The sequence below is a fragment of the Catenulispora acidiphila DSM 44928 genome, assembly GCF_000024025.1.
Taxonomy (GTDB): Bacteria; Actinomycetota; Actinomycetes; order Streptomycetales; family Catenulisporaceae; genus Catenulispora; species Catenulispora acidiphila.
Window position 1 is genome coordinate 9,917,976 of the sequence record NC_013131.1, and the last position, 24,032, is coordinate 9,942,007.

At 65.1% G+C, this 24,032-nt stretch carries 30 protein-coding genes, 2 tRNA genes and 1 riboswitch; of the genes, 22 read left to right on the forward strand and 10 right to left on the reverse strand.

From position 1 onward, the window contains the following. Positions 1 to 575: 575 nt before the first annotated feature. Together CACI_RS50765 and CACI_RS50770 are read left to right on the forward strand one after the other, a co-directional pair. Entirely contained in the window at positions 576 to 1,229 is a 654-nt protein-coding gene (locus CACI_RS50765) for a hypothetical protein (protein WP_143765619.1), read from the forward strand. Then, positions 1,226 to 2,227, forward strand: coding sequence for a DUF6414 family protein (locus CACI_RS50770; protein ID WP_015797090.1), 1,002 nt, complete (start codon positions 1,226 to 1,228; stop codon positions 2,225 to 2,227). Before CACI_RS50765 ends, CACI_RS50770 begins: the two co-directional genes overlap by 4 nt. Positions 2,228 to 2,552: 325 nt before the next feature. Here the strand turns inward: CACI_RS50770 and CACI_RS48790 are convergent, their stop codons facing one another. Both CACI_RS48790 and CACI_RS42220 read right to left on the reverse strand, forming a co-directional pair. Beyond that, positions 2,553 to 3,254, reverse strand: a complete 702-nt coding sequence (locus tag CACI_RS48790) for a DUF4236 domain-containing protein (protein WP_015797091.1) — start codon at positions 3,252 to 3,254, stop codon at positions 2,553 to 2,555. 171 nt (positions 3,255 to 3,425) lie between these two features. After that, complete coding sequence (locus CACI_RS42220; RefSeq protein WP_015797092.1) at positions 3,426 to 3,896, reverse strand: NUDIX domain-containing protein; 471 nt, start codon at positions 3,894 to 3,896, stop codon at positions 3,426 to 3,428. Positions 3,897 to 4,069: 173 nt separating this feature from the next. Here CACI_RS42220 and CACI_RS42225 point away from each other — a divergent pair, with 173 nt between their 5' ends. After that, positions 4,070 to 4,294, forward strand: coding sequence for a hypothetical protein (locus CACI_RS42225; RefSeq protein ID WP_143765620.1), 225 nt, complete (start codon positions 4,070 to 4,072; stop codon positions 4,292 to 4,294). A gap of 47 nt (positions 4,295 to 4,341) precedes the next feature. Here CACI_RS42225 and CACI_RS42230 read toward each other — a convergent pair whose 3' ends face one another. Then, a complete protein-coding gene (locus CACI_RS42230) occupies positions 4,342 to 5,574 on the reverse strand; it encodes a helix-turn-helix domain-containing protein (RefSeq protein ID WP_015797094.1) in 1,233 nt (410 codons plus the stop codon). A 328-nt stretch (positions 5,575 to 5,902) separates the two neighbouring features. Here CACI_RS42230 and CACI_RS42240 point away from each other — a divergent pair, with 328 nt between their 5' ends. From CACI_RS42240 to CACI_RS53310, 12 genes are all read left to right on the forward strand, one after another. After that, positions 5,903 to 6,184 (forward strand): hypothetical protein, encoded by a 282-nt coding sequence (locus CACI_RS42240; protein ID WP_015797095.1) that lies wholly within the window; start codon positions 5,903 to 5,905, stop codon positions 6,182 to 6,184. Next, positions 6,181 to 6,456 (forward strand): hypothetical protein, encoded by a 276-nt coding sequence (locus tag CACI_RS50775; RefSeq protein WP_015797096.1) that lies wholly within the window; start codon positions 6,181 to 6,183, stop codon positions 6,454 to 6,456. The genes CACI_RS42240 and CACI_RS50775 overlap by 4 nt, the downstream gene beginning before the upstream one ends. Then, entirely contained in the window at positions 6,440 to 6,901 is a 462-nt protein-coding gene (locus CACI_RS48795; RefSeq protein ID WP_015797097.1) for a helix-turn-helix domain-containing protein, read from the forward strand. Before CACI_RS50775 ends, CACI_RS48795 begins: the two co-directional genes overlap by 17 nt. A gap of 207 nt (positions 6,902 to 7,108) precedes the next feature. Then, on the forward strand, positions 7,109 to 7,837 hold the full coding sequence (locus CACI_RS42250) for a GntR family transcriptional regulator (protein WP_015797098.1): 729 nt from the start codon (positions 7,109 to 7,111) through the stop codon (positions 7,835 to 7,837). 54 nt (positions 7,838 to 7,891) lie between these two features. Beyond that, positions 7,892 to 8,218, forward strand: coding sequence for a hypothetical protein (locus tag CACI_RS42255; protein ID WP_015797099.1), 327 nt, complete (start codon positions 7,892 to 7,894; stop codon positions 8,216 to 8,218). 145 nt (positions 8,219 to 8,363) lie between these two features. Continuing rightward, on the forward strand, positions 8,364 to 8,783 hold the full coding sequence (locus CACI_RS42260; protein WP_015797100.1) for a hypothetical protein: 420 nt from the start codon (positions 8,364 to 8,366) through the stop codon (positions 8,781 to 8,783). 111 nt (positions 8,784 to 8,894) lie between these two features. After that, positions 8,895 to 9,170, forward strand: a complete 276-nt coding sequence (locus tag CACI_RS42265; protein WP_015797101.1) for a hypothetical protein — start codon at positions 8,895 to 8,897, stop codon at positions 9,168 to 9,170. Beyond that, complete coding sequence (locus tag CACI_RS42270) at positions 9,170 to 10,669, forward strand: FtsK/SpoIIIE domain-containing protein (RefSeq protein WP_015797102.1); 1,500 nt, start codon at positions 9,170 to 9,172, stop codon at positions 10,667 to 10,669. Before CACI_RS42265 ends, CACI_RS42270 begins: the two co-directional genes overlap by 1 nt. 65 nt (positions 10,670 to 10,734) lie before the next feature. Continuing rightward, positions 10,735 to 12,297 carry a replication initiator gene (locus CACI_RS42275; protein ID WP_063643564.1) on the forward strand — a complete coding sequence of 521 codons (1,563 nt, stop codon included), beginning with the start codon at positions 10,735 to 10,737 and terminating at the stop codon, positions 12,295 to 12,297. Further along, a complete protein-coding gene (locus tag CACI_RS42280; RefSeq protein WP_015797104.1) occupies positions 12,294 to 12,503 on the forward strand; it encodes an excisionase family DNA-binding protein in 210 nt (69 codons plus the stop codon). The genes CACI_RS42275 and CACI_RS42280 overlap by 4 nt, the downstream gene beginning before the upstream one ends. Continuing rightward, positions 12,503 to 12,967 carry an N-terminal phage integrase SAM-like domain-containing protein gene (locus CACI_RS53305; protein ID WP_223297401.1) on the forward strand — a complete coding sequence of 155 codons (465 nt, stop codon included), beginning with the start codon at positions 12,503 to 12,505 and terminating at the stop codon, positions 12,965 to 12,967. The genes CACI_RS42280 and CACI_RS53305 overlap by 1 nt, the downstream gene beginning before the upstream one ends. Next, positions 12,964 to 13,713 (forward strand): tyrosine-type recombinase/integrase, encoded by a 750-nt coding sequence (locus tag CACI_RS53310; RefSeq protein WP_223297402.1) that lies wholly within the window; start codon positions 12,964 to 12,966, stop codon positions 13,711 to 13,713. The genes CACI_RS53305 and CACI_RS53310 overlap by 4 nt, the downstream gene beginning before the upstream one ends. Positions 13,714 to 13,804: 91 nt before the next feature. Here CACI_RS53310 and CACI_RS42290 read toward each other — a convergent pair. The 5 genes from CACI_RS42290 to CACI_RS51835 all read right to left on the reverse strand — a co-directional run bounded on the left by CACI_RS42290 (position 13,805) and on the right by CACI_RS51835 (position 17,060). Further along, positions 13,805 to 13,877, reverse strand: a tRNA-Ala gene (locus CACI_RS42290). 82 nt (positions 13,878 to 13,959) lie between these two features. Next, positions 13,960 to 14,085, reverse strand: a complete 126-nt coding sequence (locus CACI_RS53315; protein ID WP_015797105.1) for a DLW-39 family protein — start codon at positions 14,083 to 14,085, stop codon at positions 13,960 to 13,962. Positions 14,086 to 14,529: 444 nt separating this feature from the next. Continuing rightward, complete coding sequence (locus tag CACI_RS42295; protein ID WP_015797106.1) at positions 14,530 to 15,651, reverse strand: C40 family peptidase; 1,122 nt, start codon at positions 15,649 to 15,651, stop codon at positions 14,530 to 14,532. 17 nt (positions 15,652 to 15,668) lie between these two features. After that, a riboswitch (cyclic di-AMP (ydaO/yuaA leader) is annotated at positions 15,669 to 15,868 on the reverse strand. A gap of 213 nt (positions 15,869 to 16,081) precedes the next feature. Next, positions 16,082 to 16,873: a PH domain-containing protein gene (locus CACI_RS42300; RefSeq protein WP_041540786.1), complete on the reverse strand. Its 792-nt coding sequence runs from the start codon at positions 16,871 to 16,873 to the stop codon at positions 16,082 to 16,084. Between the two features lie 22 nt (positions 16,874 to 16,895). Then, entirely contained in the window at positions 16,896 to 17,060 is a 165-nt protein-coding gene (locus tag CACI_RS51835; protein WP_015797108.1) for a hypothetical protein, read from the reverse strand. A 224-nt stretch (positions 17,061 to 17,284) separates the two neighbouring features. Between CACI_RS51835 and CACI_RS42305 the strand changes: the two genes are divergently transcribed. The 3 genes from CACI_RS42305 to CACI_RS42315 are packed head-to-tail and all read left to right on the forward strand — an operon-like array spanning position 17,285 to position 20,180. After that, positions 17,285 to 18,403 (forward strand): NAD(P) transhydrogenase subunit alpha, encoded by a 1,119-nt coding sequence (locus tag CACI_RS42305; protein WP_015797109.1) that lies wholly within the window; start codon positions 17,285 to 17,287, stop codon positions 18,401 to 18,403. After that, positions 18,400 to 18,795 carry an NAD(P) transhydrogenase subunit alpha gene (locus CACI_RS42310; protein ID WP_015797110.1) on the forward strand — a complete coding sequence of 132 codons (396 nt, stop codon included), beginning with the start codon at positions 18,400 to 18,402 and terminating at the stop codon, positions 18,793 to 18,795. The genes CACI_RS42305 and CACI_RS42310 overlap by 4 nt, the downstream gene beginning before the upstream one ends. Further along, the gene (locus tag CACI_RS42315) at positions 18,792 to 20,180 is read left to right on the forward strand and encodes an NAD(P)(+) transhydrogenase (Re/Si-specific) subunit beta (protein ID WP_015797111.1); all 1,389 of its coding nucleotides are present in this window, start codon (positions 18,792 to 18,794) and stop codon (positions 20,178 to 20,180) included. Before CACI_RS42310 ends, CACI_RS42315 begins: the two co-directional genes overlap by 4 nt. A 76-nt stretch (positions 20,181 to 20,256) precedes the next feature. On the opposite strand, the gene upp is transcribed toward CACI_RS42315, so the two are convergent. Further along, a complete protein-coding gene (gene upp, locus CACI_RS42320) occupies positions 20,257 to 20,901 on the reverse strand; it encodes a uracil phosphoribosyltransferase (protein WP_041543929.1) in 645 nt (214 codons plus the stop codon). A 152-nt stretch (positions 20,902 to 21,053) separates the two neighbouring features. On the opposite strand from upp, the gene CACI_RS42325 reads away from it, so the two are divergent. From CACI_RS42325 to CACI_RS42335, 3 genes are all read left to right on the forward strand, one after another. After that, a complete protein-coding gene (locus CACI_RS42325) occupies positions 21,054 to 21,239 on the forward strand; it encodes a hypothetical protein (protein ID WP_015797113.1) in 186 nt (61 codons plus the stop codon). A 357-nt stretch (positions 21,240 to 21,596) separates the two neighbouring features. After that, positions 21,597 to 22,070 (forward strand): nucleoside deaminase, encoded by a 474-nt coding sequence (locus CACI_RS42330; RefSeq protein WP_015797114.1) that lies wholly within the window; start codon positions 21,597 to 21,599, stop codon positions 22,068 to 22,070. Between the two features lie 36 nt (positions 22,071 to 22,106). After that, positions 22,107 to 22,191, forward strand: a tRNA-Ser gene (locus CACI_RS42335). 595 nt (positions 22,192 to 22,786) lie between these two features. Here CACI_RS42335 and CACI_RS50780 read toward each other — a convergent pair. Next, positions 22,787 to 23,035 (reverse strand): hypothetical protein, encoded by a 249-nt coding sequence (locus tag CACI_RS50780; RefSeq protein ID WP_143765622.1) that lies wholly within the window; start codon positions 23,033 to 23,035, stop codon positions 22,787 to 22,789. 162 nt (positions 23,036 to 23,197) lie between these two features. Here CACI_RS50780 and CACI_RS42340 point away from each other — a divergent pair, with 162 nt between their 5' ends. Continuing rightward, the gene (locus CACI_RS42340) at positions 23,198 to 23,950 is read left to right on the forward strand and encodes a hypothetical protein (RefSeq protein ID WP_015797115.1); all 753 of its coding nucleotides are present in this window, start codon (positions 23,198 to 23,200) and stop codon (positions 23,948 to 23,950) included. Positions 23,951 to 24,032 lie beyond the last annotated feature (82 nt).

Genomic DNA, 24,032 nt, shown 5'->3' on the forward strand with positions numbered 1-24,032 from the left:
CCCGCCGGAGAACTATCAGCGACCTAATGAACCAGTGCTCACGCCCAACTCGGGCGGGCACGACATCCCATCAGCGATCAACTCTCCGGGCCGACCGGCAGGGGCACGATCTTTCGCAAGGACTCGTGGTCCTGGGGACACAAGTGCTCACCTGCCGACGGCTGTCCAACCAGGAGTCTGCCGGATGGCTTACTCCCAGAACTCATTAGGGGACTCGAACCCCTAACCCCCTGCTTGCAAAGCCCTGACTATGCCCGAGTAGATCAATCCACCGAGCATGCTGGTCGTTGACCTGCCCGCCGCCGTCATGATGCCCGCGTGTGTCCGCCAGTGACCGCGAGATCGGCTCCGTACGGGCACGCGACGGGCACGACCACAAGTCAGCACCGCTGCAACGTCACGAGCTTCAGAGTCCGTGGGGCTTAGGTAACGCCAGCTTGCGGAACTGTGTGTCCAAATCACCGCACCGTGCACGCATTAGAGGTGAAAGTTGACAAGAAGTTGTGGATGTGGCCCGTCGGTCTATCTTTGCAGATTCCGCTCTCCAGCATTCAGCTGCCTTGTATCCTCGTCATGTGCTCACATCGACCACGACGGCCTCTTCTGCGTTGACAGTGCCGGCCCTGGCACTCGCAGCGATTCCCGTCATCGCCTCGGCCACGGCAGCCTTAATCGCAGCCCGTTCTGCAAGGTCAGTAAAGAGAAGCGAAGCTGAGGCACAACGAATTCGCGACCTGGAGAACCGGATCTCGGAGCGCAAGTATGAGATCTACCAACCAATCATCCAGGCGCTTGGAGACGTTTTCGATCTCGAGAAGGCTGAAGAGATGAAGAAAGGTGGCACCAACGATCTTACTGACATGCTCAGAAAGTTCGCCACCTGGATTACGATTTATGGATCAGACGAAGCCGTTCGCGCCTATCACAACTTCATGCAAGGCGCATTTAACGAGGCTCCGACCCTTGTAACGATGCGACTATATGCCGATCTAATGCTAGCTGCACGCCGTGATATTGGCGCAGATACAACCGTAACTCCCGCCCAACTCTTCGGAATGCGCCTTACTGATCTCTATATAGAAGGAGATATCCATAAGGCCATGACCCTGCCCTTCTTGGAGCTCTGCAAAAGAGAATCTTGGTCTCCGCCGTGGATCGAGCGGTCAGGCGTAAAGAAAGTTTCGACGTCGGCGATCCAGCAAAGCCAGAGCCCGGAGGCGACCGAATGATCATCAGAGAATTCCTCTATGTCGATCCCCACAAAGTCAGTTCGCTACTGGCGCAGCTTAATGACGGCATCGACATGGAGCATCGGCGCACTAGCCGATCAGAGCGCCGCACCGACACGGGGTTCAAAGGAGTACTCGGGCACTACCAGGGGTCCGGGGAAGAACAATACGTCACGAAGACTTTAGGTGACCTGGTATTTCCTTCGCTGGAAGAAGCCCTTGAATCCGAGGGGATGATCCGCGATCTCTCCGACGAGCTTTCGGACGAGCAATATTGGACACCAGATAGACTTCAGACTCTAAATCCTCTCGGCTCAATTGTGCGCATTACCGCTAGAGGCTGCCTATTCGATGCACGATATATCGCATCAGTCTTCAGCGGATTTGCCACGACAACCAAGGGGGTCTTAGGTTTAACGGGCACGCAAGTTTCCAGCCAGGTAGCGTCCAGCAAACCGAAACAGCAGCCTGCTAAAAAGGCGTCGCAACAGCAACCCCAGCGCTCTTCAGCTCAGCTCGAAGACCAAATCGATGACTTCGAGATGGGCGACGTCAACGGGGACCTTTTGCGTTCGTTTATTCGAGTCTCAAGAGGCATTTTCACTCCAGGACTCCATCTGAACCTGATGCCCACGCCAGATAATAGCTACGTAGTTGGCGCCCGACTACAAGAAGGGCGCCAATACCTCGACGGCGACATAGAGGTCCTCTTTTCTCGCTATGGAATTGGCGAGCAAGAGTGGACGCTAGTAGGCAGTATCGGCGTTTATGGAGCTCAGAATCAGTCTACGCAGCTGGAGCCCTTCGTTGATGGCGCTACCGTGTCACGCGGAAAGTTCCTCCGCTACATCAACAACTCAATCGGAAACATGAACGCTACGGGTTTTATGGATCTGCCACAGAGTCCCGGATTTTCCGTCGTCCCATTCGCCGTTTACAGAACAATTCCTCGCGGGAAAGGCCAGAGCGTTGAGCTGCCGCACCCCGTGGCGCCTTGACCAACGTCCTCGGCGGGAAGGTGACTACACGCGGGCGAGGAATACGCGGCTCGCGCGCGGTCACTCGGTCGGGACGTAAGGTGACCACAAACTGTGGCAACCACGCTTCCCCGTTTGTTAGGAACGCAAGGCGGTCACACGAGTGGGGCACGCCAACAAGTCCAGCGTCGACCCGACAGACCAAGAGCAGCCAGAAGCGGCTTCACGCCGAGCCGACCGCCGCGCCCGGGACCGGCCGCCAGGCCGCACGCCCGGGATGCGGCGGGCCGGCGGCGGCGCGGTAGCGCCGCCTTGATCTGATGGTGAACTTCGTCGCGGTGTCGCTTCAGTCAGGCAAGACGAACAGGGGATCGTGCTTGGTGGTCTCCCTCAACCACACGAGGGCCTTGGGGCTTACTGTTCCGCAAACAATCTGATCGGTGCCTTCGAAATCGTGCAGGACCAACGATGCCGACCAGGGTCGGCGTCGAATGGTTACAGCTCGCAGTGAACTGAGGTCGACAGCAAGGATCTTGCTGTTGCGAAGGACCTGGTTGGCCTGGAACATCAGCAACCGCTGTGACGTCAAGACCAAGACATCCCGCGCCGGGTTAAGCTTGCTGATATTCAAGAAGAAGTAAGTCTCCTCGTCAGGTCTCGCGATCAAGCCCATGAAGCCCGCGAGGAACGTCGCCTTGCGCTCGCTGATGCGAGTTCCGTGCGCTGGAAGCGGCCGTCCCGTTGCTCGCCAGGCTTGCTCAAGCTCGGATCGGGTGGGCATGCGACGCTTCGCAGCCTGACTCTTAGTCGGTGTAGCGGTCGGCTTTGCAGCCTTCACCGAGCTGGCGCGAGTCGGCTTCTTCGTGCTGCTACTGGACTTGGTGTAGCTCAGCCCCGTTCCAGGTGCAGACAGTGTTGTCTGTACGCGACCATCGGCGCGCTTGGTGACGCGGGCGCCCTTCACACCAGCCGAGTAGCTGATGCCGGACTTTGATGCCGTCACCCTAATCGGTCCGGCCTTGAACGTCTTGCGGTAGCGAAAGCCCATAGCCCGCTCCTCGGAGCATACTCAAGAATGAATCTCATAATACCTCCCAGCAAGGATGACCGCGAAACGATCCTTAACCAGGCGAGCACCATGTTTTCAGGAGTGAGCAATCCTGTGAAGCGGTAAATGGCTTGCCAACTTGCCGATTAGCAAGAATATAGTCGAGCTCGGCTACTTCGGTTCGCCGTGCTCGAGGTACAGAGTGCGGTCCTGGGATCGCGCCAAGAGCGCGGCTTTGACGCGGCGTGCGAGGCGCGGGATCAGCAGAGTGTCGATGAGTTCGGGATCGTGGAAGGCGTAGCCGGCGATTTCGGCAGCTTCGAGTTCGATGCGGTCGCGATGCTCGGAGGCGAGTTCGCCGCCGTCGAAGACGAACAGGAGCTTGTCGCCTTCGTCTGCGGCCGGTGCCCAGTCTGCGACCAACAGCGCGCCGATCGGCGGCTTGATGCCTAGCTCCTCCTGGACCTCGCGCATCGCGGCCTGCGTGGGAGTCTCGCCGGACTCGACGTATCCGCCCGGAAGGTCCCAACCGGGCTTATACGACGGCCGTACTAACAGGATGCGGCCCTCGGCGTCGAAGAAGAGGACGCCTGAGGCCGCGCGGGCACTAGCGAACGACTCGGCTGGGTTCGGCTGGGTCATGAGTCGACTTTAGTCCCCGCTGCCTGACTGTCCTGAGGGCTGCGAGTGGGCTGCCCTTCAGCGCGAGTTGCCGTTCGCGTAGATCTCGCAGGGGGTACGAGAGAGGTGTGCTTTTCCCCACGAGAGTCGCGGACTACGCAAGCCGCGTGCTGAGCCCGGCGAAGGCTTCCCGCTTGATCACCGAAGCTTCAAGCTTGGATGAGGCGATCTTCGGCGGTCAGGACCTGGAGCGGATCACCACCGCGATGGTTGTGATCGCCGAACGGGATGTATCGATCGACAAGGTCATTGCGCTGGCTATGGCGGACTGGCGCGACCTACTCATGGCTGGTGGCCTGGGTACTAGCGACTGGCCCACCCGACTGGCGGATTTGCTCGTGTCGGAACCCCAGCCGTAGCGGACGAACGTCAGTAGGCGCCGGGCCTGACGCAGCGGTTCGACGAGTCAACGGGACTCGATCACGTGAATGCGCTGGGCGAGATCGGACAGTGCGAGGCTGGGCTTGCCGTGCTGGCGCCGGACCCACGAAGTGACCAGTTGGCGCGAGATGTAGTGATAGCGAACCTGCTCGGGCGCCAGTTTCTCGGCGTCCAGGATGAGCGAGAGTGCCTCGTCGGTGTGGTTGCGCGCTGCGTAGGCGCGAGCGACTTCCAACGCATGCCGGACGCGGCGCTCGGTCGGCATCTGCGACGTGTCGAGCTGCGGCCCTTGGTCGAGCGCAAGTTGAACGTCGCCGAGCTCCATCGCTGTGGCGACGCGGTGAATCGCAACGTTGGTCGGCCCGAAGGCGGTCCACATGTGATTGGCGTCCTCGCCAAGCCGGCGGGCTGACTCTTCGGCCTCGGCGAGGAACGTCCGCGTCGTCGCACGGTCGTCGGATCGAGCCGCAGCGACCGAGCCGGCCAGGAACAGCGTCCCGTAGATCGACAGGAACTCGGGCGAGGCCTTCGCCACGTGCGGCTGAAGGTAGCCAGCCGCGTCCGCGGTGAGTTGCTTCGCTGCGTCGAAGCGGCCGTTCGACAGCAGGCAGTGAGTGACGGACCGAAACAGCGAACCGATGACGATCGGGTCTCCCGAGACTTGCGCGGCAGTCAGCCCACGGTCGGCGGCGATCCATGCCAGTTCCGTCTCACCGATCTTGGTGAGCACTTGCGCAGCACTCTGATACGCCATCGCGAGCAACACGTACGCCTGTAGCTGCTCGTCTCCGCTGTACGAACGCGTAGCGGCCTGCGCGAGCGATAGAACCGAGGGCACAACGTGAGCGGCGCGAGCGAAACGGCCGTCCTGAAAGGCAGTCCAGGCTTCGCCGACCTCCTGCTTGAGCACTTCGAGATCTGGACGGAAGCCGTTCGCATCGCCGCTCAGCAACGGGGTCAGTTGCCGATAGTCCATGAGCGCTTCACGCAGCGCGGACACGGTGCGGCCCTTCACGTCCTGGGCCCAGTCGAGCAAGGCGGGCTCCGCCAGCAGGTCACCGAGCTGGACGTCCAGCGCATCGGCCAGCGACTTAATGACGGACAGCCGGTCGAGATAGATCCGGCCGTTCTCCACCTTGCCCAGCCAATCGGCCGTCCGACCGACCAGGCCGGCCAACACCTCTTGCGACATGCCACGGCGTCGCCGGTACCAGGCGACGCGTTCACCGATGCTCAGGGTCTCTGTCATTCCTCTCATGGCCCTAGCCTCACCGCACTCCCCCGCCGGACCCCGGAAGGTTTTTCCGGGTTCCCTTTCAGCAGTGACCTTACGTTCACACCATGTCGTCAGTGCCCCGCAACGAACACGAGCACACCGAGGAGCCGCGGGAACCGGTCGAATCTTCCGGCCAGCGGTGCGAGTCCTGCCGCGGACGCGGTTGGAGGCACGTCACGTCGCGGCTCGCGATCGTGCATGAGGTCATCGACGACACCGCTGACATCTCCGACAAGCAGCCGTGCGGCCCGTGTTCCGGGACCGGTCTCGCTGCCTAGTCGGCCTGCCCCTTGCGGAAGGGATGAGTGCAATGGCCATGTGGGCCACCAATGGAAAGCGCGGCCTGATCCCCGGCACCGTCGGGATCACTATCACCGTGATCGAGTACTACGCGGGCACGAACACCTATCAGAAGGTCAGCTCGGCTGCGTATCGGCTGGATGGCGTCCCGCAGCCGGCCACGCCCCATCGCTCGGCTGAGTCGGCTCCGGTGTCGATGGTGCGGCCATTCATCGTGGCCGGTCTTACCGAGCGGACGCCCCAGCGTGGAGGTCGTCGACGCTCCTCGGCCAGCGATGGTGACGATCGATGAGCCCCAAGAGCCCGGACTTCGAACCCGGCACCGTGGTGCGGGTGAGGACCGAACCCACGTTGAGTGAGGTCGTCTTGCCAGCCACGCGCCAGTGCGAACCTCCGGCGGAAGACCTCCCCGAACTGCTCATCTGCTGCACACCGGTTGCGCTGGTCCGCACTCCCGTGGGCATCGGCGTTCTTCGTTGGGTCGAGCTGAGAGATCTGACGGTCGCCGAAGCCGAGGAGCCTGTAGACGCCATAGACAGGAGCGCCGATGCCGCTGCAAGTTGATGACGTGGCGGAACGGGCGTTCGTGCGGATCGTTGGTGCTCTGCGATCAGTGCGCGTGACTTCCGAGCGTTCCCAAAACTCGCTCTCTACCTTTCTTCCGGTTCGAGGCCGAGCGATCTCCGAATGGGAGACGGGAGCCATCCAGCCCAAGCTGAGCCATCTGATCCAGTGGTCCTGGGAGCTTGACCGACGCCTGGTGATCGTCGGGCGTGACGGCGAGCTGCGCAACGACTCGCTGCGACAGCGTCCGGGCGAATCGTGGGAGGTCTTTGAACGAAGGCGGCTAGCTACTCCGCTGCGGAATCGCCGCCAAGCCATGGGGATGGCCCAGGGAGAACTCGCCGACCTTGTCGGAGTCACCCGCGACTCGATCCAGCGCTGGGAGCTTGTTCGCGTGCCTCCACGACCGATCGCGCTCATCGTGTGGGCTCAGAAGCTGGGCTGATCTGTCGTTCTGCGGCCAATTCATACGCCGGACGGGAGAGTGCGACGCCAGACGGTCGGGTCCCCGCCCATACCCGCACCTCGCCGACCGAATTCAACGACGAGACACCCGCTCCGGCCGTAGCAACACGCCGTTTCAGACGCTACGCTGCCCGCAGAGATGGGTCATGTTGATGGGTCAAGCTGTGTTGGGTTAAGGCGGGAAGTAATGCCTTTCGAGTCGGCGCCACCGAAGTACGCGCGGGTCGTCACGGGACTGCAAGAGCGGATCTTGGATGGCAGGTACCCGGCCGGCTCGATGCTGCCCAGCGAAGAACAGTTGGTCAACGAGTGGGACATGTCTCGGACCACTATTATCAGGGCTCTGCAAATCCTGAGTCGCGATGGCTGGATCGAATCGCAGCAGGGCAAGGGTCGTTTCGTACGCGGCCGGCCCGCTGCGATGGATCAGCGGTTCCGACCCAGCCGGAACGCGCTGGAGCAGAGCGAGACCAGCGGTAGCAGGTTGGTCGACGTCGGGCACGTCATCGCTCCCAACGCCGTGGCGGCGGCATTGAATCTGAAGAAGAACGAAGCCGTGCTCATGCGACGACGCTTGGTCGTCCGCGACGACGAGCCCGACGAGCTGGTCACCTCGTACTTCCCGCTGGACCTCGCCCACGGCACCGCGCTCGGTGCCGAAACGCTGATGAGCGAAGGTGCCAGGTATCAGGTCGAGTCACGAAACAAGATCCGGTACGACCACATCACGGAACGAATCGCTGCTCGACTTCCATCCGGTGAAGAGGCGTTGTTACTCGGTCTGCCGAGCAAGCGGACGCCTGTGCTCGCGGTGACGGTCACGGCGTTCGCGGCATCCGGTCGACCGGTCCAGCTCGCCGAACTCGTGCTCCCGGGCGACCGGCACGAACTCGAAGACACCTACCCCTTGGTTTGATCACGCAGTGCGCAACCCACCCAGACATCTAGCAGTCAAGTAGCGTGACGCCCCATGGACGATCGCCAAAGGTTCGACCTCAACGAACTCATCGAACACCTGGCGAGCGACGACCATACAGATGACGCACCCGATCTCAGCGGCGGACAGCGTATCGAGTACGTCGTCAATCGCATCCGCGGGGCGCTGGTCGACTGCCACGCCGTGCTCGACCCGACCACGACCGATGTCAACAGCGCCGCAAGTCTGGCTCGGCTCCTCAAGATCGACCCCGAGTCGCTGCTCGGCACTCGGTACAGCTGCCAAGTCATCCAGGCCGAGCACGGCAACTTCAAGACTGATTTTCGGCTCGTGACCTCGGACGATTCCTCAGCAGGCTGATCGTCTATCGGCAGTAGGCAGGCCTGCTCCAGGGCGCCTTAGCCCTGCCCAGCAATCGGCTTGACAGACCTCTGCGTTACCCTCATAGTCGAACTTGTAGGGCTAAGTGAGAGTCACTTGGCACGACAAGCAGATGAGGTTCGAGATGGCGATCCAGGGTGCGATCCGGGTTCAGTTCGGCGATGTCTTCCCGCACGGTGCGTTCGCCGTGGCGGTGGAGGCGGTGCGGGACTTCGACAAGTCCACACGGGAGCATCCCGTGCAGGCGCGGGACAAGGAGTCCGGCGTGCTGGTCTGGGCAGTCGAGGTGCTAGACGCGGACCCGGAGGCTCGGGCGGCGGACCGGTCGGTGAAGGTGAAGATCGCGGCGGATCATCAGCCCGAGCTGCCCGACCTGATGGCGGGGACGCCGTTTCGGCCGGTCGAGTTCGAAGGGCTGCGGGTGCGTCCGTACGTCAACAGTCAGGGGCGGTTGGCGTACTCGTACAACGCCTCGGCGGTGCGGGGACCGAACGCGGGCGGGAAGCCGGCGGCGGCTGTGAACGGGTCCAAGAGCGCGGGCTGACCGACAGTCCTTCTGAAGTACAGCGCCACCACAAACAGGGGAGGCCGGATTAGGCCCCGGCCTCCCCTGACGTCTCTCCAGGGTGCGATCCGAGAAGAGGAGTCCAGGCTAATGGCCACGGCGAGCGATCGTCAGCACAACCCCGAACCGGTCACGGTGCGGGTCGAAATATCTCAGGTCAGCAAGCTGATCGAGGAAGCTACCTACCTGATCCACACGAACACCGCGCCGGTGTCGGCGCTGCTCGCGTTCCACGAGCGCAAGGCGCGGTTGTTCGAGGCGCTGGCAGCCGAGGAACCGGAGAACGCCGATCGGCAGGAAGTCGCGAAGAATGCGCGAGCTCAGGTCGATCACCTGAACGCGATGGCCGAGCGGGGGTCCCGCTGATGTTCCGCACGGTGCATGGGGATGCTTCCTCGGCGGACAAGGCAACGCGCAAGGTCGGCGGTGTCTATGTCCGTGAGCCGGTTTTCGAAGTCCCCGTTTGGTGGCTGGCGATTCGGCGTTTCTTCGGGTTCTTCGGCCTGGCTGGTCGCAAGGCGGCCAAGCATCCGGTCCTGTCGAGTCTGATCGCTCTGGCCGCATGGCTGCGGATCGCCCTCGGATCGTCGGCCTTCGGCTGGCTCCTGGTCGGCGTGCTGCTGACGCTGAGCGCTTGGGCGGTCCTGCACTGGGCGAGCTTCGAGCGCATGGTCCGGTTCCCGGTCGTGAGCGCGTGGCGACGTTGGTTTGTCTACGAGCGGCGTTGGCACGCGACTATGGCCGTCTGTGGCCTGGCCGTCTTGTACGGAGATCTGGAGTACGTCCCGAGCCTGCGCCAGGTCCGATCTACGCGCTTCGTCGATCGCGTCATCGTCGACATGGTGTCGGGTCAGATCCCTGAGCAGTGGGAGAACCAGGCTCCGGCGTTGGCGCACACATTCGGGGCGCTGTCGTGTCGTGTGCGGACGGTGAAGCCTCGGCGGATCGCGCTGGAGTTCATGCACGCCGATCCGCTGGCGGCAACGGTCAAGCCAGGTCAGCTCGACACCGACGACGAGTCGCACTCAGTAGACCGCATGCCGGTCAACCTGGCCGCACTCCCCCTCGGCGTCTGCGCCGATGGTCAGCCGTGGACTCTGCGACTCACCACGCATGTCCTCATAGCCGGCGCCTCTGAGGCGGGCAAGGGCTCGGTCGTCTGGGCACTGCTGCGGGCCCTGGGACCCGCGATCAGAACCGGATACGTGGCGCCCTGGGTCCTCGACCCCAAGGGCGGGATGGAGCTCTCGTTTGGCGAGCCGCTGTTCCAGCGCTTCGAGGCTGACTCGTACGAGGGCATGGCGCGCATGCTCGAAGACGCGGCCGATCTCATGGACAGGCGGACCCGTCTCCTCCGGGGCGTGGCTCGTCAGCACATCCCGACGCCCGATGAGCCTCTGGTCCTGGTGGTCGTCGACGAAATGGCCGACCTGACTTCGTACTGCCCTGACCGCGCCATCCGTCAGCGCATCGCCTCGGCGCTGTCTCGCCTGCTGTCCAAGGGCCGTGCGGCGGCGGTGCATGTGGTCGCTGCCTTGCAGGACCCGCGCAAGGACGTGCTTCCGTTCCGCGACCTGTTCCCGGTCCGCATCTGCCTCCGAGTCACCGAAGCATCCCACGTGGACATGGTGCTCGGGGACGGCGCCAGGGATCGCGGTGCGACCTGCGACCTGATCGACCCAGAGCTTGCCGGCGTCGGCTTCGTGACTGTGGCAGGCGTCCGGGAGCCGGTCAGAGTCCGGGCGACCTACCACAGTGACAGCGACATCGCCGCCATGGTCGAGCGGTTCAAGCCACTCATCCACGACGCGATTCCCGCACAGCGGTCCCACGATCTCGATGGGAAGGAGGTCGACAAGCTGTGACTTCGCAACAGCTCAAGCCAGTAGCGCCGTCCGGGATCACGGGAAGCCGTGCCGAACGTGCCCGGATGCCGCTGGCTCGCAAGGTCCTGGAAGAGTCGGCGATCAAGCATGGCGTCTGCATCCGGCCAGTCCCGCTGCGACGCGTCGACCTCGCGACCGGCGAAGAACAGATCATAGACATCCCATGCGGCGCGACCCTTTCGAGCGTCTGCCCGCCGTGTGCGGAGGCCAAGCGGCAGCTTCGGATCGATCAGTGCCGTACCGGCTGGCACCTGGAGCAGGAGCCTGACTTCACTCCCGATCCGGCGACCGACGAACAGCACCTCCTCGTTCAGCTCCGCTCGCAAGCTCAGAAGTCCCTCGACGACTCGGACGACTCCGAGGTGGCCGAGTGGGAAGAGACCGTCTCCGAGATCAACACAGAACTGGCGGCGACCGGCGTCCGCGGCCGACTGGGCGTCGAGAAGGCAGCCCGGCGTGTCCGATCCACGCGGCGCCGTCAGGACGCGTCGGAGCTCCCGAGGCGTCCCGTAAGTACGCGGACAGTCGGCAAGGTCTACGAATCGGCCAGCGGAAAGAAGTTCCGTCCGTCGATGTTCCTGACCCTCACGCTCGACAGCTACGGCAGGGTCACCAAGGACGGGACACCGGTCCAGCCGGCCGCCTACGACTACCAGCGGGCTGCCCGCGACGCGATCCACTTCGCGAAGCTCGTCGACCGCTTCGTTCAAAACCTCCGTCGCTTCGTCGGCTTCGATGTACAGTACTTCGCGGCCGTCGAGCCACAGCGCCGGTTAGCGCCCCACCTGCACATGGCGATCCGCGGCACCATCTCCCGAGCCGAGCTCCGCGAGGTCATCGCCGCGACCTATCACCAAGTGTGGTGGCCGCCGACCGATGAGCCGGTGTACGTCGACCAGCTGCCGGAGTGGCATGACGGCACTGGCGCCTACGTCGACGCGACGACCGGCGAGATCCTGCCCACCTGGGATCAGGCTCTCGACGAGATCGGCCCGGACGACGAACCGTCGCACGTAGCTCGCTTCGGGAGGCAGTTCGACGCGCAAGGCGTCCTAGCCGGTACGAAGGATGCGAACCGCACGATCGGCTACCTGGCCAAATACGTGACCAAGAGTGTCGACGAGTGCCACGAAGCGGCCACCGACGATCAGCGGGACCACGTCTCACGCCTCGTCGAAGCACTTCGTTACGAACCATGCTCACCGACCTGCGCGAACTGGCTCCGCTACGGCGTTCAGCCGAAGAACCCTCGTCCTGGTCTCCACCCGGGCGCCTGTCGCGGCAAGGCACACAAGCCGACTCACCTCGGCTACGGCGGACGTCGCGTCCTGGTCTCCCGCAAGTGGTCCGGAAAGACACTCACCGACCACAAGACGGATCGTAAGAACTGGGTGACCGAAATCCTGGGCGTCGAGCCTCAGATGCCGACGCCAGGTCGCTTCTCGTTCGAGTACGTCTCGCGCGACGACGCCAAGCTCAAGCCGCTGACGGTCCGCCTCATGCACCGCATCGCAGACCGCGTCACCTGGCGAGCCCAGCTCGACGCAGCGCGCAACGGTCCACGATCTCCGGCAGATCTTTCGGCAACAGCAGGGAGGTCGTCGTGAGCCAGACCAGAGACCGGCTCCTCACCGTCGACCAAGCAGCCGATCGGCTCAACACCGGCCCGCGTTTCGTCCGTCGCCTCATCGCCGAACGACGCATCACCTACGTCCGTGTGGGACGCCACGTCCGTATCCCCGAGTCCGCCATTGAGAACTACGTCCAGGCGGGAACCGTCGCACCGATCGCCAACCGAAGGAGGGCCGCGTAATGGCCGAGAGCAAGGGCAACCGCCGTCGCCGCTTCGGACGTATCCGCCAGCTCCCCTCCGGCCGGTTCCAGGTGCGCTACGCCGGCCCGGACGGCGTCGACCGTCCCGCACCTAACACCTTCCGCACCAAGACGGAGGCCGCCGACTGGCTCACGAAGAAGGAGGCTGAAATGCTCGTCGGCGACTGGGTCGACCCGACCGCCGGTCAAGTCGAGTTCACCGCGTACGCGGAAGCTTGGATCAAGGAACGCCCCCGACTGCGCGAGAACACCATCCAGATCTACGACTACCTGTTGCGGCGCCACCTCACTCCAACGTTCGGGACCAAGGCGGTCTCCGAGATCACAGACGCTCAAGTCCGCCGTTGGCGCAAGGACCGCCTCGACGCTGGCGTATCCGAAGTCACCTTGGCCAAGGCGTATCGGCTGCTCAAGGCAGTACTTAACACCGCCGTGACGGCATGATCCGCCGCAACCCGTGTCGCCTCCGCGGCGCAGGCCAAGAGCTGTCGGCCGAACGCCCGGTGCTTCGGGTCAAAGACGTGTTCGCGCTGGCTGACGCGGTGGGCCTCAGGTACCGGCTCCTCGTCCTCCTCGCGGCGTTCTGTGGCCTCCGCTGGGGCGAGCTCGCAGGCCTCCGCCGGAACCGAATCGAACTGATCATGTCGTCGGACGCCCCTGACGCTGAGATCGTCGGCGCGGTCCTCGTGATCAAGGAGCAGCTCCTCGAACTCAGCAACGGCGAGATCAAGACCGGCCCACCGAAGTCCCGGGCGGGAAACCGACGGGTCGTCGTGCCGAAGGTGGTCTTGCCCGACTTGTTGGAGCATCTCCGCTGGAGCTCGAACCCAGGCGCAGACGGCTACGTCTTCGCGACCGCGGCCGCCAAGCCGCTCCGCCGCAGCAACTTCGGCGACAAGTGGCGAGCTGCTCGCGAGGCTGCCGGCTTTCCGGCGATCCACTTCCACGATCTACGCCACACAAGCAGCACCTGGGCCGCAGAAGCCGGCGCCACTATGGCCGAGCTGAAGCAACGCCTCGGCCACGACAGCGACCGAGCTGCCTCGATCTACCTCCACGGCAGTGAGGAACGTCAGCACACCCTCGCCGATGCCCTCAGCGACCGGGCCCGCCGCGAGCTCCGTCGCCGCGACGCCGGCACCGATCGACCAGACCCGGGCACCGACCTAGGGGACCCTTCGGGCATGTGACGGGCACGCCGCCCCGAACGGCCCTGTAACGCGAAGAACCCTGGTCCGGCTTACCACGCCGGACCAGGGTTCCAACTATTCATACCTTCAGTGGAGCCAACGAGACTCGAACTCGCAACCCCCTGCTTGCAAAGCAGGTGCGCTACCAATTGCGCCATGGCCCCGTTAGAGCGGTCCGCCTTCCGGTATCCGGAAGACGGACCGTTGCCCCAGCTCTAGCTGCCGGGGAAGCCGGATGAGCGGTTCTCAGGCCGAGGGAACCGGGTCGGTCGCCTCGGTCCAGAGGTCCTGCTCCGACTTGTCGGACTGGACCTGCCGGTAGACCAGCAGACCGCCGATGGCAGCCACTACGAGCAGAAGCAGTTTCTTCACGTGGCCACCTCCCTTCTGGTAGACGTCTGTGCCCCCGAGCTTAACAGCAGCGGGGCCTAATAGGAGCTGTGAGCAGTACTACGCAAAAATGCGGAGCTGCTCCACTCGTCCCGGGTACGGATGTCTACGCGCCCTGTCCAGACGCTTGCCAGTGGTGGATACACGCCAGCGCGGACGGCCTCGCCCCCGAGCCGGCGTCCAGCCCAGCTTCGGAGAGAAACGCCAGGCCAGAGGCCATACCAGGACCCGACAGCCCTCGACAGATGCCCCGAACCGCCCCAGGCCCACACAGCCCGGGACGATCCGGAACACGCCCAACACGCCGAACACGAACGAGTGAACGAGCCATCGAGCGAACGCCCGATCGAGCAAGCGCTCACCCCATCGAGCAAACGAGCGATCCAACAACCGAGCAATCCACCAACAGCCCGACCGCCACCCGCCCTAAGGCCGCGCGTAAGAAACCAGCGGCATGCTGCTCACCGCAACGATCTCCACCGAAGAACCCGGATGCGGCGCGTGAATGACCCGGCCGCCGCCGATGTATATCCCGACGTGATCCACATAGCTGCTGTTCCCATAGAAGAACACCAGGTCGCCCGGCTGCGCCGAGGAAGCCGACACCGCCGGCAGCCCCTGCATCTGCGCCGTGGCGGTCCGCGGGATCGACACGCCGGCCGCCTTCCACGCCGCCTGCGACAGCCCCGAGCAGTCGTACCCGCCCGGGCCGGTCGCGCCGAAGATGTAGGGCTTGCCCAGCTGCGCCTGCGCGAACGCCACCGCAGCGGCAGCCCGCCCGGACACCGGGACCGACACCGTCGTCGAACCGCCCGAGGAGGACCCCGAGGACGACCCGGAGGAAGACGACGAGCTCGAAGACGAAGACTGCTTCGCTGCCGCCTGCTGCGCAGCCGCGAGCGCCGCGGCGTGCTGCCGGTCCTGCTCGGCCTTCAGCGCCGCGCGCTGCTGCGCCTGCAGGGAGTTCAGCAGCGCCTGGGCCTTGGAGACGTCGCCGTCGTACTGCTTCTTGGTCGCCTCGGCGGCCTTGGTCTGCTGGTCCAGCAGTGCCATCTTGTCCGCGGCCTGCTTGGCCTTGGCCGCCAGGTCAGCCTTCTGCTGCGCGAGCAGGTTCAGGTTGCCGGCGTTGTCGGCTTGGACACGGTCGACGGTCGCCGACATGTCCAACATCGTGGAGGGGTCGGCCTGCATCATCAGGCGCAGGGTCGGGTCGACGCCGCCGTTGCGGTACTGCTCGGCGGCCAGGCCTCCGAGGCGGGTCTGGGTCTGCGCCATGGTCGCCTGCTCGGCGCTCATCTCACGGTTGATGCCGTCGACCTGCTGCTGCAGCTTGGCCTCGGCGTCCTGGGCCGCGTTGTACGCCTCGTCGGCGTGGGCGGCCTGCTGGTAGAGCGTGTTCAGCTGGTCGTTGACCTGCGCGATGGTCGGCTGCGGGTCGGCGTTGGCGACGCTGGGGACCAGGACCATGGTCCCGGCCGCAGCCGCGCCGAGGGCCAGTTTGGTGTACTTCGGGGCACGCGGACGACGATGTCGGGCATTGACAGTCATGCGAGCTTCTGGGCTCCATCTCCTCCTTGTCCGCCTACCGGGTTAGCTGACGGATTCGGACTGAAGAAGTAGCCCTACGGTCGCACGCGCACACACGACGGCGAGTGCACGCCGACCGATTCACCCCACTGGCGCCACCCTCGCTTACCGCGCGGGCCGCGCCGACGAACCTGGTTCCCCGGCTCCGCGACGTACACGGATTCGGCGGTGCCCCGACGCCCGGAACCTGTGGGCCCGATGGGAGCGGCGAAGCCCTGTGGACGTTAGTCACCGGCGGCCTGCCTAACAAGCGACAAGTCCATGATTCGTTCAGCGAACGCTTAGATACCGGCCACCCTTCGGGCAGGGACGGGAACCCGCTGTGCCCGAAAGAGCAGGCCCAGACGCTCCCGTTTCGGGCGCGACCTGGGCCTGAGAGACAGATGTCCGGTTAGCGGAAAAAGCGAATCCTGCGACGTTTGTTGCCCGGCGTTGTGACGTCGGTCTCAAACGCCCGTTCGCCCTTGTCGTCGCGGAACACCTTCACCGGCAGCATGGCCGCGTTCACCGGGTGTGCCTTGTCGTCATCGGCTGGACTCTTCACGGACACCGGCGGCATGACGATCTCCACCGGTTCGCCGTGCATGTCCGGAAGGACCGCACCGACGATACGTACCTCTTGCGGATCCTTGGGACCGGACTTGGCGCCCGGACCGTACAACAGGTTGCTGATCTCCAGCCAGGTCTCCTCGACGTGCGAGATGAAGTCCAGGCCGCGCCGGCCCAGCGGGGCGTCGCCGACGGCCTTGGCGTTGAATCTGCCGTAGCCCAGGATCCGGCCGAGCAGGTCCCGTTCGACGCGCATGTCGTTGACCTTGCCCAAGGGCAGCGCGTCGAAGGACCGGGTGATCACGCCGTGGGTGTGCAGGATCCGCTTGTTGGTCACTATCAGCAGATCCTGGTTCCACACCGCGACGTTCCATGCCATATAGAGGAAGGCCACCCCGGCCACCGCCCACGCGCCCAGCCGGAACTGGCCGGCGTCGGGCGAGGAGAAGATGTCGATCCCCATCGCGAGGACCACGGCCGCGACCGCGATCAGCACCGGGATGATGACCGCGGCCAGATGGTGCCGCACGGCTATGACGAGCCGCTCGCCCGGCACGAGATACCGCTTGGCGCGGTCCTCGAGCTCGGGCCGGAGCAGCATCCGGCCGTAGAGCGGCGGTGAAGAGTCGGACACGTCGGATGACCGTCTCGGGCGATCAGCTGGCGACGAGGTTGTGGAACGTGTCGCCGAGCGTCTTGCCGACGCTGGCCACCCAGTTCAACGCGCCCTGCACCAGGTTGCCCGCTCCTGACGGGTTCTGGACCACGAAATAGATCAGAAAGAGCACGATGCCCCACTGCACGGCCGGCTTGAGTTTCACGTCAGATCCCCTTCATCTGGACGGTCGAGGTGCCGCGCGACCGGAGTCAGCATCATGCGAGGCGTTCCCGGTTCACTCCTACCTAACAGCTTCCCCACTGTGTCAAAGCCTAGCCGGGGCAAAGGGTTTTGATCTCGTCCAGACGCAAGGCTGACGATAACGACTCAGTGGACTTCTGTGTCAGGGGGCACACATAGGCAGCATTCCCCGGCTAGGTTGATCGCATGCAGATCGGTGTCTTGACCGAAAACGCCCCTTTCGAGCGACGCGTGGCGCTCACCCCCGAATCCGCAGGACGCCTGATCACGGCCGGTCACAGCGTCTACGTCCAGTCCGGCGCCGGCCTGGCCGCCGCGGAGGACGACGACGCCTACCGTGCGGCGGGCGCCGTGATCGGAAAAAGCCCCGAAGAAATTTTGGGAAACATCGATCTCCTGGCCGCCGTCGGACAACTCGATCAGCAGACCGCGTCCCGTCTCAAGCCCGGCACCGCGGTGATCGGCCTGTCCTCTCCCAAGGACGGCCGCGGCCCGGCCGGCGTCCTGGTGGACCGGCACGCCAGCTTCTTCGCCCTGGAACTGCTGCCCCGCATCACCCGCGCGCAGTCCATGGACGCGCTCTCCTCCCAGGCGATGGTGGCGGGATATCGCGCAGGGCTGATCGCCGCCGAACGGCTGCCGCGATTCTTCCCCTTGCTCATGACAGCGGCTGGAACCGTTCCCCCGGCACGGGTCGTGGTCCTCGGCGCCGGCGTGGCGGGACTTCAGGCGATCGCCACGGCCAAGCGTCTCGGCGCGGTCGTCGAGGCATACGACGTGCGCGCGGCCGCCGCCGAGGAGATCCGCTCGCTGGGCGCCAAGGCGATCACGTTGGACGTCGAAAGTCAGACCTCGGCCAGCGGCGGCTACGCCAGCGAACAGGCCGCCGACGCAGCGGACCGGCAACGCAGGGCCCTGGCTCCTTACGTCGCCGCCGCCGACGCGGTGATCACCACCGCCGCGGTCCCCGGGCGTCCGGCGCCGCTGCTGGTCACCGCCGAGATGGTGGAGAAGATGCGGCCCGGCTCGGTGGTCGTCGATCTGGCGGCGGACAACCCGAACGGCGGCAACTGCGAAGTGTCGCGCCCCGGTGAGGAGATCCGGCACCACGGCGTGCTGGTCCACGGCGGCCGCAACGTCCCCAGCCAGCTGGCCGCACACGCTTCCCGGCTCTACGGCGCGAACATGTCCGCGTTCATTCTGGCCATGTGCCAGGACGGAGTGCTTTTATCAACTCCCGAGGACATCGCCGCCGACGACATCGCCGCAGCGTGTTGTGTGCTGCTGAAGGGTGAGTTCAGATGAGTTCCACCGCGTGGTTGACGGTCTTCGTACTGGCCGTCTTCCTCGGCTTCGAGGTCATCTCGAAGGTCTCCTCCATCCTGCACACCCCCTTGATGTCCGGCGCCAACGCGGTGCACGGCGTGATCCTGGTCGGCGCGATCATCGCCACCGGTTCGACGACCGACAACCTGCAGCTGGCCATCGGACTGCTGGCGATCGTCATGGCCACGGTCAACATGGTCGGCGGATTCGCGGTCACCGACCGGATGCTGGGGATGTTCGCGAAACCCAGGCGGGCACCGGGTGATCCCGGGTCTTCAGGAGCTTCCGGTGGTTCGGGAGCTCCTGGTGCGTCCGGCGCTCCCGCCGGCGCGGCCACGCCTCCCGCCTCCTCCGGGGAGGCGGGCAAGTGAGCAGCGCCTGGAGAGACACCGCGTACCTGATCTCAGGGGTCTGTTTCATCCTCACCCTCAAGGGTCTGTCGGCGCCGCGCACGGCCCGCATGGGCACGGTGATCGGGTCCTGCGGCGCCGCGCTGGCGGTGCTCGTCTCCCTCACCACGCCGCATCTGAAGCACCTGGGGCTGATCATCGGCGCCATCGTGGTCGGCACCGCGATCGGCCTGCCGACCGCGCGGAAGGTGCGGATGACCGCGATGCCGCAGCTGGTGGCGCTGTTCAACGGCGTCGGCGGCGGAGCGGCGGCACTGGTGGCCGCGGTGGAGTTCCTGCGGCCCGGCAAGGGGATCGAGCACGCGGCGAGCGCGGATCTGGCGGCGACCGCGTTCACCATCCTGGTCGGCGGGGTCTCCTTCTCCGGATCGATGATCACGTACGCCAAGCTGCAGGAGCTGATGACGACCCGGCCGGTCGTGCTGCCGGCGGGGCGCTGGGTGACCATAGGGGTCGCGGCGGCGAGCGTGCTGTTCGGGATCCTCCTGGTGCCGTGGCCGAGCACCGCGCTGATGGTGCTGCTGGCCCTGCTGGCGCTGGCCTTCGGCGTGCTGTTCGTGCTGCCGGTGGGCGGCGCGGACGTGCCGATCGTCATCTCGCTGCTGAACGCCTTCACCGGTCTGACGGTCGCGGCGAGCGGCTACGTGCTCAGCAACACCCTGCTGGTGATCGCGGGCACGCTGGTCGGCGCGTCCGGAACGCTGCTGACGCGGATGATGGCCGCGGCGATGGGACGTCCGCTGACCGGCACGCTGTTCGGGGCGTTCACCGCCACGGCCGGCGGGGCGGCGGTGAGCGGCGACGGGGCGGCGCGGCCGGTGCGGACGTCCTCGCCGGAGGACGTCGCGATCCTGCTCGGGTACGCGCGCAAGGTGGTCATCGTCCCGGGCTACGGGCTCGCGGTGGCGCAGGCGCAGCACACGGTGCGCGAGGTCGCGGACCTGCTGGCGTCGCGCGGGGTGCAGGTGTCGTACGGCATCCACCCGGTCGCCGGCCGGATGCCGGGGCATATGAACGTGCTGCTGGCCGAGGCGAACGTGCCGTATGAGTCGCTGCTGGAGCTGGACGCGGCGAACTCGGAGCTGGCCTCGGCGGACGTGGCCGTGGTGATCGGCGCCAACGACGTGGTGAACCCGGCGGCACGGCAGCCGACCGGCTCCCCGATCTCCGGCATGCCGATTCTGGACGTCGACCTCGCTCAGCAGGTCGTGTTCTGCAAGCGCTCGATGCGGCCGGGGTTCGCCGGGGTCGAGAACGAGCTGCTGTACGCGCAGAACACGTCGCTGTTGTTCGGCGACGCGAAGGAGAGCATGGCGAAGGTGCTGGCGGCGCTCAAGACACAGTGAGGCTTTTGCGGGCATCGCAGACACCTGTGGGGCCGGTTCTCCGGTCCCACAGGTGTTTTCTTGCCTTACGTCTGTTCTACGCCGAGACGGTCCCGTAGAGGCGGTCTCCGGCGTCGCCGAGGCCGGGGACGATGTAGCCGTTCTCGTTGAGTCGCTCGTCGATGGCCGCCGTGACGATCGCCACGGGCAGGTCCAGGTCCGCCAGCGCCTTCTGCACGGCGGCGACACCCTCGGGCGCGGCGAGCAGGCACACGGCGGTCACCGAGGCGGCGCCGCGCTCGGCGAGCAGGCGGATCGCGGCGATGAGCGTGCCGCCGGTGGCCAGCATCGGGTCCAACAGGTAGCACTGGCGGCCGACGAGGTGCTCCGGCAGGCGGGTGGCGTAGGTCGAGGCCTGCAGCGTGTCCTCGTTGCGGACCATGCCCAGGAAGCCGACCTCGGCGGTCGGCAGCAGCCGGACCATGCCGTCGAGCATGCCCAGGCCGGCGCGCAACACTGGCACGACCAGGTGCCGCGGACCGCTGAAGGTGACCCCGGCGGCCTCGGCGACCGGGGTGCGCACCGTGGTCGGTTCGACCTGCGCGTTGCGGGTGGCCTCGTAGGCCAGGAGCGTCACCAGCTCGTCGGCGAGCGAGCGGAAAGTGGGAGTGTCGGTGCGCGCGTCCCGCAGCACGGTGAGCTTGTGGGCGACAAGCGGGTGGTCGACGACATGAATGGACACGGTGGGCATGGGCAAACGGTATCCGACGAGCCGGGGCACTGCACCGGTAAGCACTGGACAAGCACATACCGTGACAAGGTAACCTCCCAAAAAGGTCAAACCGTCGGCTTTGCGGATAAGAGCCGGCGCACCGGGAAGGCGGTGACCAGCAGATGCCCGCAGACCAGCCGCGACCCCAGCCCGCACCGGCGCGGGAGGCGCGCGACCGCAAACGCCGGCGCGAGGACTTCCTCGCCGACCTGGCCGAGGCCCAGCGCCTCAGGGAGCGCGTAGCGCCCCGCCGGGCGCGCATGGCGCGCCTGAGGCAGCAGCAGCTGCTGAGGACGTTCTTTTACTGAAGGCGCACTGAGCCATCCAGAGGCGACACCGCGTGAGCGCGGGCAGCCGCCGATGGCCATCGGTTGCGGCGCCGCCGGTTCCCGGGATGGGGACGGCGGCGCTTTATTGTGAGGTTGATCGCTTGTGGCCTCGGTCACATCAGCCAGCCACAGAGGCCTTTTCGCCGAGTGGTTCGAGCGCCTCCATCACATCCCGCCACATCCCGCCACACCCCACCGCGGACCGATAGCGAGACTGGATCCATGACGCCGCCCTCGGCAACGCCGCCACCGACACCTCCATCGCCGCCGACGCCCCCTTCGCCGCCCACGCCCCCACTCCCACCGACGCCCACCCAGCGCCGCTACGAGCCCTGGATGCGCCTCGCCCTGGCCGAAGCCACCGCCGCCGAATCCACGGGCGACGTCCCCATCGGCGCCGTCATCCTCGACCCCACCGGCACCGTGATCGCCCAAGGCCGCAACACCCGCGAAGCCGAAGGCGACCCCACCGGCCACGCCGAAATAGTCGCCATCCGCTCAGCAGCCCACACCCTCCACACAAAAGCAGCCCAAACCGACCCCAAAGCACCCCCCACCTGGCGCCTCACCGACTGCACTCTCGTAGTAACCCTCGAACCCTGCCCCATGTGCGCCGGCGCCATCGTCCTCTCCCGCCTCACCCGCGTAGTCTTCGGCGCCTGGGACCCCAAAGCCGGCGCAGCAGGCTCCCTCTACGACATCCTCCGAGACCCCCGCCTCAACCACACCCCCGAAGTCATCCCCGGAGTCCTCGAACCGCAGTGCCACGCAGCCCTCAACCGCTTCTTCGAACACCACCGCCAAAAGTGACCGAACCACCGCCACCCATCCGGTAAGGTTGTCCACGGTGACGTGTCCGAGCGGCCTAAGGAGCACGCCTCGAAAGCGTGTGAGGTGCAAGCCTCCGTGGGTTCAAATCCCACCGTCACCGCTCACGACGAGCCCCTGAACTGCGGAAACGCGTGACAGGGGCTCGCTCTTTTGTTCCGGCGGATTGGGGCTCGTCGTCCAGGGTTGCATTCCGGGTTGCATTCCGAGTTTCGGGGCCTTCTTCGGAAGCTACCGCGAGCCAGCCATCCAGAGCACCGCACTAGTGCCACGGCGGCGGAGCTCATCCACGCGACTGTGATCCTTCGACCGGATCGCGCTAGTCCACTGTTCGCCTCAGGACGCTGTGTTCGCTGCGAAGATTCCGGGATGGAGTGGAAGACCTTTTTCGACGGGCTCATAGGTGCGGTGCTAGGCGGTCTCATAGGCGCCGGCGCGGCGCTGCTGGCAAGTCGCCAGCAGATCCGAGCCCAAACAGCCGCCGCCGAGGCAGAACGCTTGGAGCTTCGCCACGACCGATCGCGGCGGCAGCGGTCGCCCTCCTGGAACGCCTCGCCGATCTGGACGCGGAGCTATGGAGTCTGCCGCCAGCGGCGAAGGAAAGGGCAGCGCGCTATTCAGAAGAGGGTGGCACCCTGACGCCCGCCTCACCGCAGTTGGCAGCGGCCATCGAGTCCATTAGGTCACTGCGGCGCGGACTACTGACAGAGATTCCCGTCGTCGCTGACCCACTGATCACCAGGCATTATCGCGAACTCGAAACGCTCGCATTCTGGTTCTCCGTATCCCCTCGGACGCCAGAGGAAGCCCACCGAATCGGCGTTGGACTCGGACGGTACATCCGGTGGGTCCAGATGCTCATTGCTGCATACGTCGCTGAGAGACCGCCGCTCACCGACATCGAACCACCAGTCATCAAACCAGGCCACATCCTCGACGCTGATCATGACTGGGAACCTGATCCGAAGCCTGAGGGGTGGTTTTAACCAGGCTGGAGCGAAGGTTGTTTCCAGCTGTCCCGAAAATCGGCTTCGCGGGCTGGGTAGTGGCGCGTAGCGTTCGGTGCATATCGCGGACGGCAGGAGTCAGCGTCGCGGAAGGGGCGAGAGTTGGAGCGCCAGCAATACGCCGACGAGGGTGGGGCTACCCCGGGCGATCGGCCATCGTTCATCGAGCTGCAAGAGGCGGTCACGCGCTCGCCTGGCTACCGCATCACGGCTCTTCTAGGACGCATCGACCGCATCTCGTACATTCTCCAACGAAACGTGGCGGACTACCTCGGTCTCGTTGCACGCGTGCAAGACCCCGACGATGCACTGGCCCTCTTCGACACTCGGAACCCAGGCCCTCACGACGAACTCCTTTCTGAGGTCGAACGACTGCTCCACAACGTCCTGACCGGCATCAGCACACGCGTGGACCAGCTTCGCGTCGTCGCTACCGAGCGCTTCGACGATACGGAACTTAAGCAGGCCTACGACGACGAGGTGAAGTCGGTGTTCGCCACCGACACAGCCAGTGCATTCCTTAAGAAGCTGCGCAACTACATGGCACACTACGAGCTCCCTGTGGGGCAGAGCCAACAAACGTTCACGCGGCACTCCTTCTCGGTCACGTTCACGTTGAGAACCGCTCCGCTCCTTCGGTGGAAGGATTGGAATGCTACGGAGCGCCGCTGGATGACTGGCTTGGGCGACGACATCATGATCGTTGATTTGGTGCAGGCCTACGCCAAGAAGGCGGCGGACTTCGATAACTGGCTGATGCGGGAGATAGCGGCAAAGTATCGCGAGGAGATCGCAGATCTTCGACGCGCGGAAGCTCGCTACAACCAGATGCATGACCGGATCTTCGACTTCTGAGCGCAGAGCGTTACCGAGGACACCCGGCTACGGTGAGCTCTTGATCTGATGAAATCAGATCAAGAGCTCACCGTATGGCCGC

Coding starts and splice junctions, on each gene's coding strand:
- CACI_RS50770 (WP_015797090.1), top strand. CDS start 1,226: ATGATCATCAGAGAATTCCTCTATGTCGATCCCCACAAAGTCAGTTCG.
- CACI_RS48790 (WP_015797091.1), bottom strand. CDS start 3,254: ATGGGCTTTCGCTACCGCAAGACGTTCAAGGCCGGACCGATTAGGGTG.
- CACI_RS42220 (WP_015797092.1), bottom strand. CDS start 3,896: ATGACCCAGCCGAACCCAGCCGAGTCGTTCGCTAGTGCCCGCGCGGCC.
- CACI_RS42230 (WP_015797094.1), bottom strand. CDS start 5,574: ATGAGAGGAATGACAGAGACCCTGAGCATCGGTGAACGCGTCGCCTGG.
- CACI_RS42240 (WP_015797095.1), top strand. CDS start 5,903: ATGGCCATGTGGGCCACCAATGGAAAGCGCGGCCTGATCCCCGGCACC.
- CACI_RS50775 (WP_015797096.1), top strand. CDS start 6,181: ATGAGCCCCAAGAGCCCGGACTTCGAACCCGGCACCGTGGTGCGGGTG.
- CACI_RS48795 (WP_015797097.1), top strand. CDS start 6,440: ATGCCGCTGCAAGTTGATGACGTGGCGGAACGGGCGTTCGTGCGGATC.
- CACI_RS42250 (WP_015797098.1), top strand. CDS start 7,109: ATGCCTTTCGAGTCGGCGCCACCGAAGTACGCGCGGGTCGTCACGGGA.
- CACI_RS42255 (WP_015797099.1), top strand. CDS start 7,892: ATGGACGATCGCCAAAGGTTCGACCTCAACGAACTCATCGAACACCTG.
- CACI_RS42260 (WP_015797100.1), top strand. CDS start 8,364: ATGGCGATCCAGGGTGCGATCCGGGTTCAGTTCGGCGATGTCTTCCCG.
- CACI_RS42265 (WP_015797101.1), top strand. CDS start 8,895: ATGGCCACGGCGAGCGATCGTCAGCACAACCCCGAACCGGTCACGGTG.
- CACI_RS42270 (WP_015797102.1), top strand. CDS start 9,170: ATGTTCCGCACGGTGCATGGGGATGCTTCCTCGGCGGACAAGGCAACG.
- CACI_RS42275 (WP_063643564.1), top strand. CDS start 10,735: ATGCCGCTGGCTCGCAAGGTCCTGGAAGAGTCGGCGATCAAGCATGGC.
- CACI_RS53305 (WP_223297401.1), top strand. CDS start 12,503: ATGGCCGAGAGCAAGGGCAACCGCCGTCGCCGCTTCGGACGTATCCGC.
- CACI_RS53310 (WP_223297402.1), top strand. CDS start 12,964: ATGATCCGCCGCAACCCGTGTCGCCTCCGCGGCGCAGGCCAAGAGCTG.
- CACI_RS42295 (WP_015797106.1), bottom strand. CDS start 15,651: ATGACTGTCAATGCCCGACATCGTCGTCCGCGTGCCCCGAAGTACACC.
- CACI_RS42305 (WP_015797109.1), top strand. CDS start 17,285: ATGCAGATCGGTGTCTTGACCGAAAACGCCCCTTTCGAGCGACGCGTG.
- CACI_RS42310 (WP_015797110.1), top strand. CDS start 18,400: ATGAGTTCCACCGCGTGGTTGACGGTCTTCGTACTGGCCGTCTTCCTC.
- CACI_RS42325 (WP_015797113.1), top strand. CDS start 21,054: ATGCCCGCAGACCAGCCGCGACCCCAGCCCGCACCGGCGCGGGAGGCG.
- CACI_RS42330 (WP_015797114.1), top strand. CDS start 21,597: ATGCGCCTCGCCCTGGCCGAAGCCACCGCCGCCGAATCCACGGGCGAC.
- CACI_RS50780 (WP_143765622.1), bottom strand. CDS start 23,035: ATGATCAGCGTCGAGGATGTGGCCTGGTTTGATGACTGGTGGTTCGAT.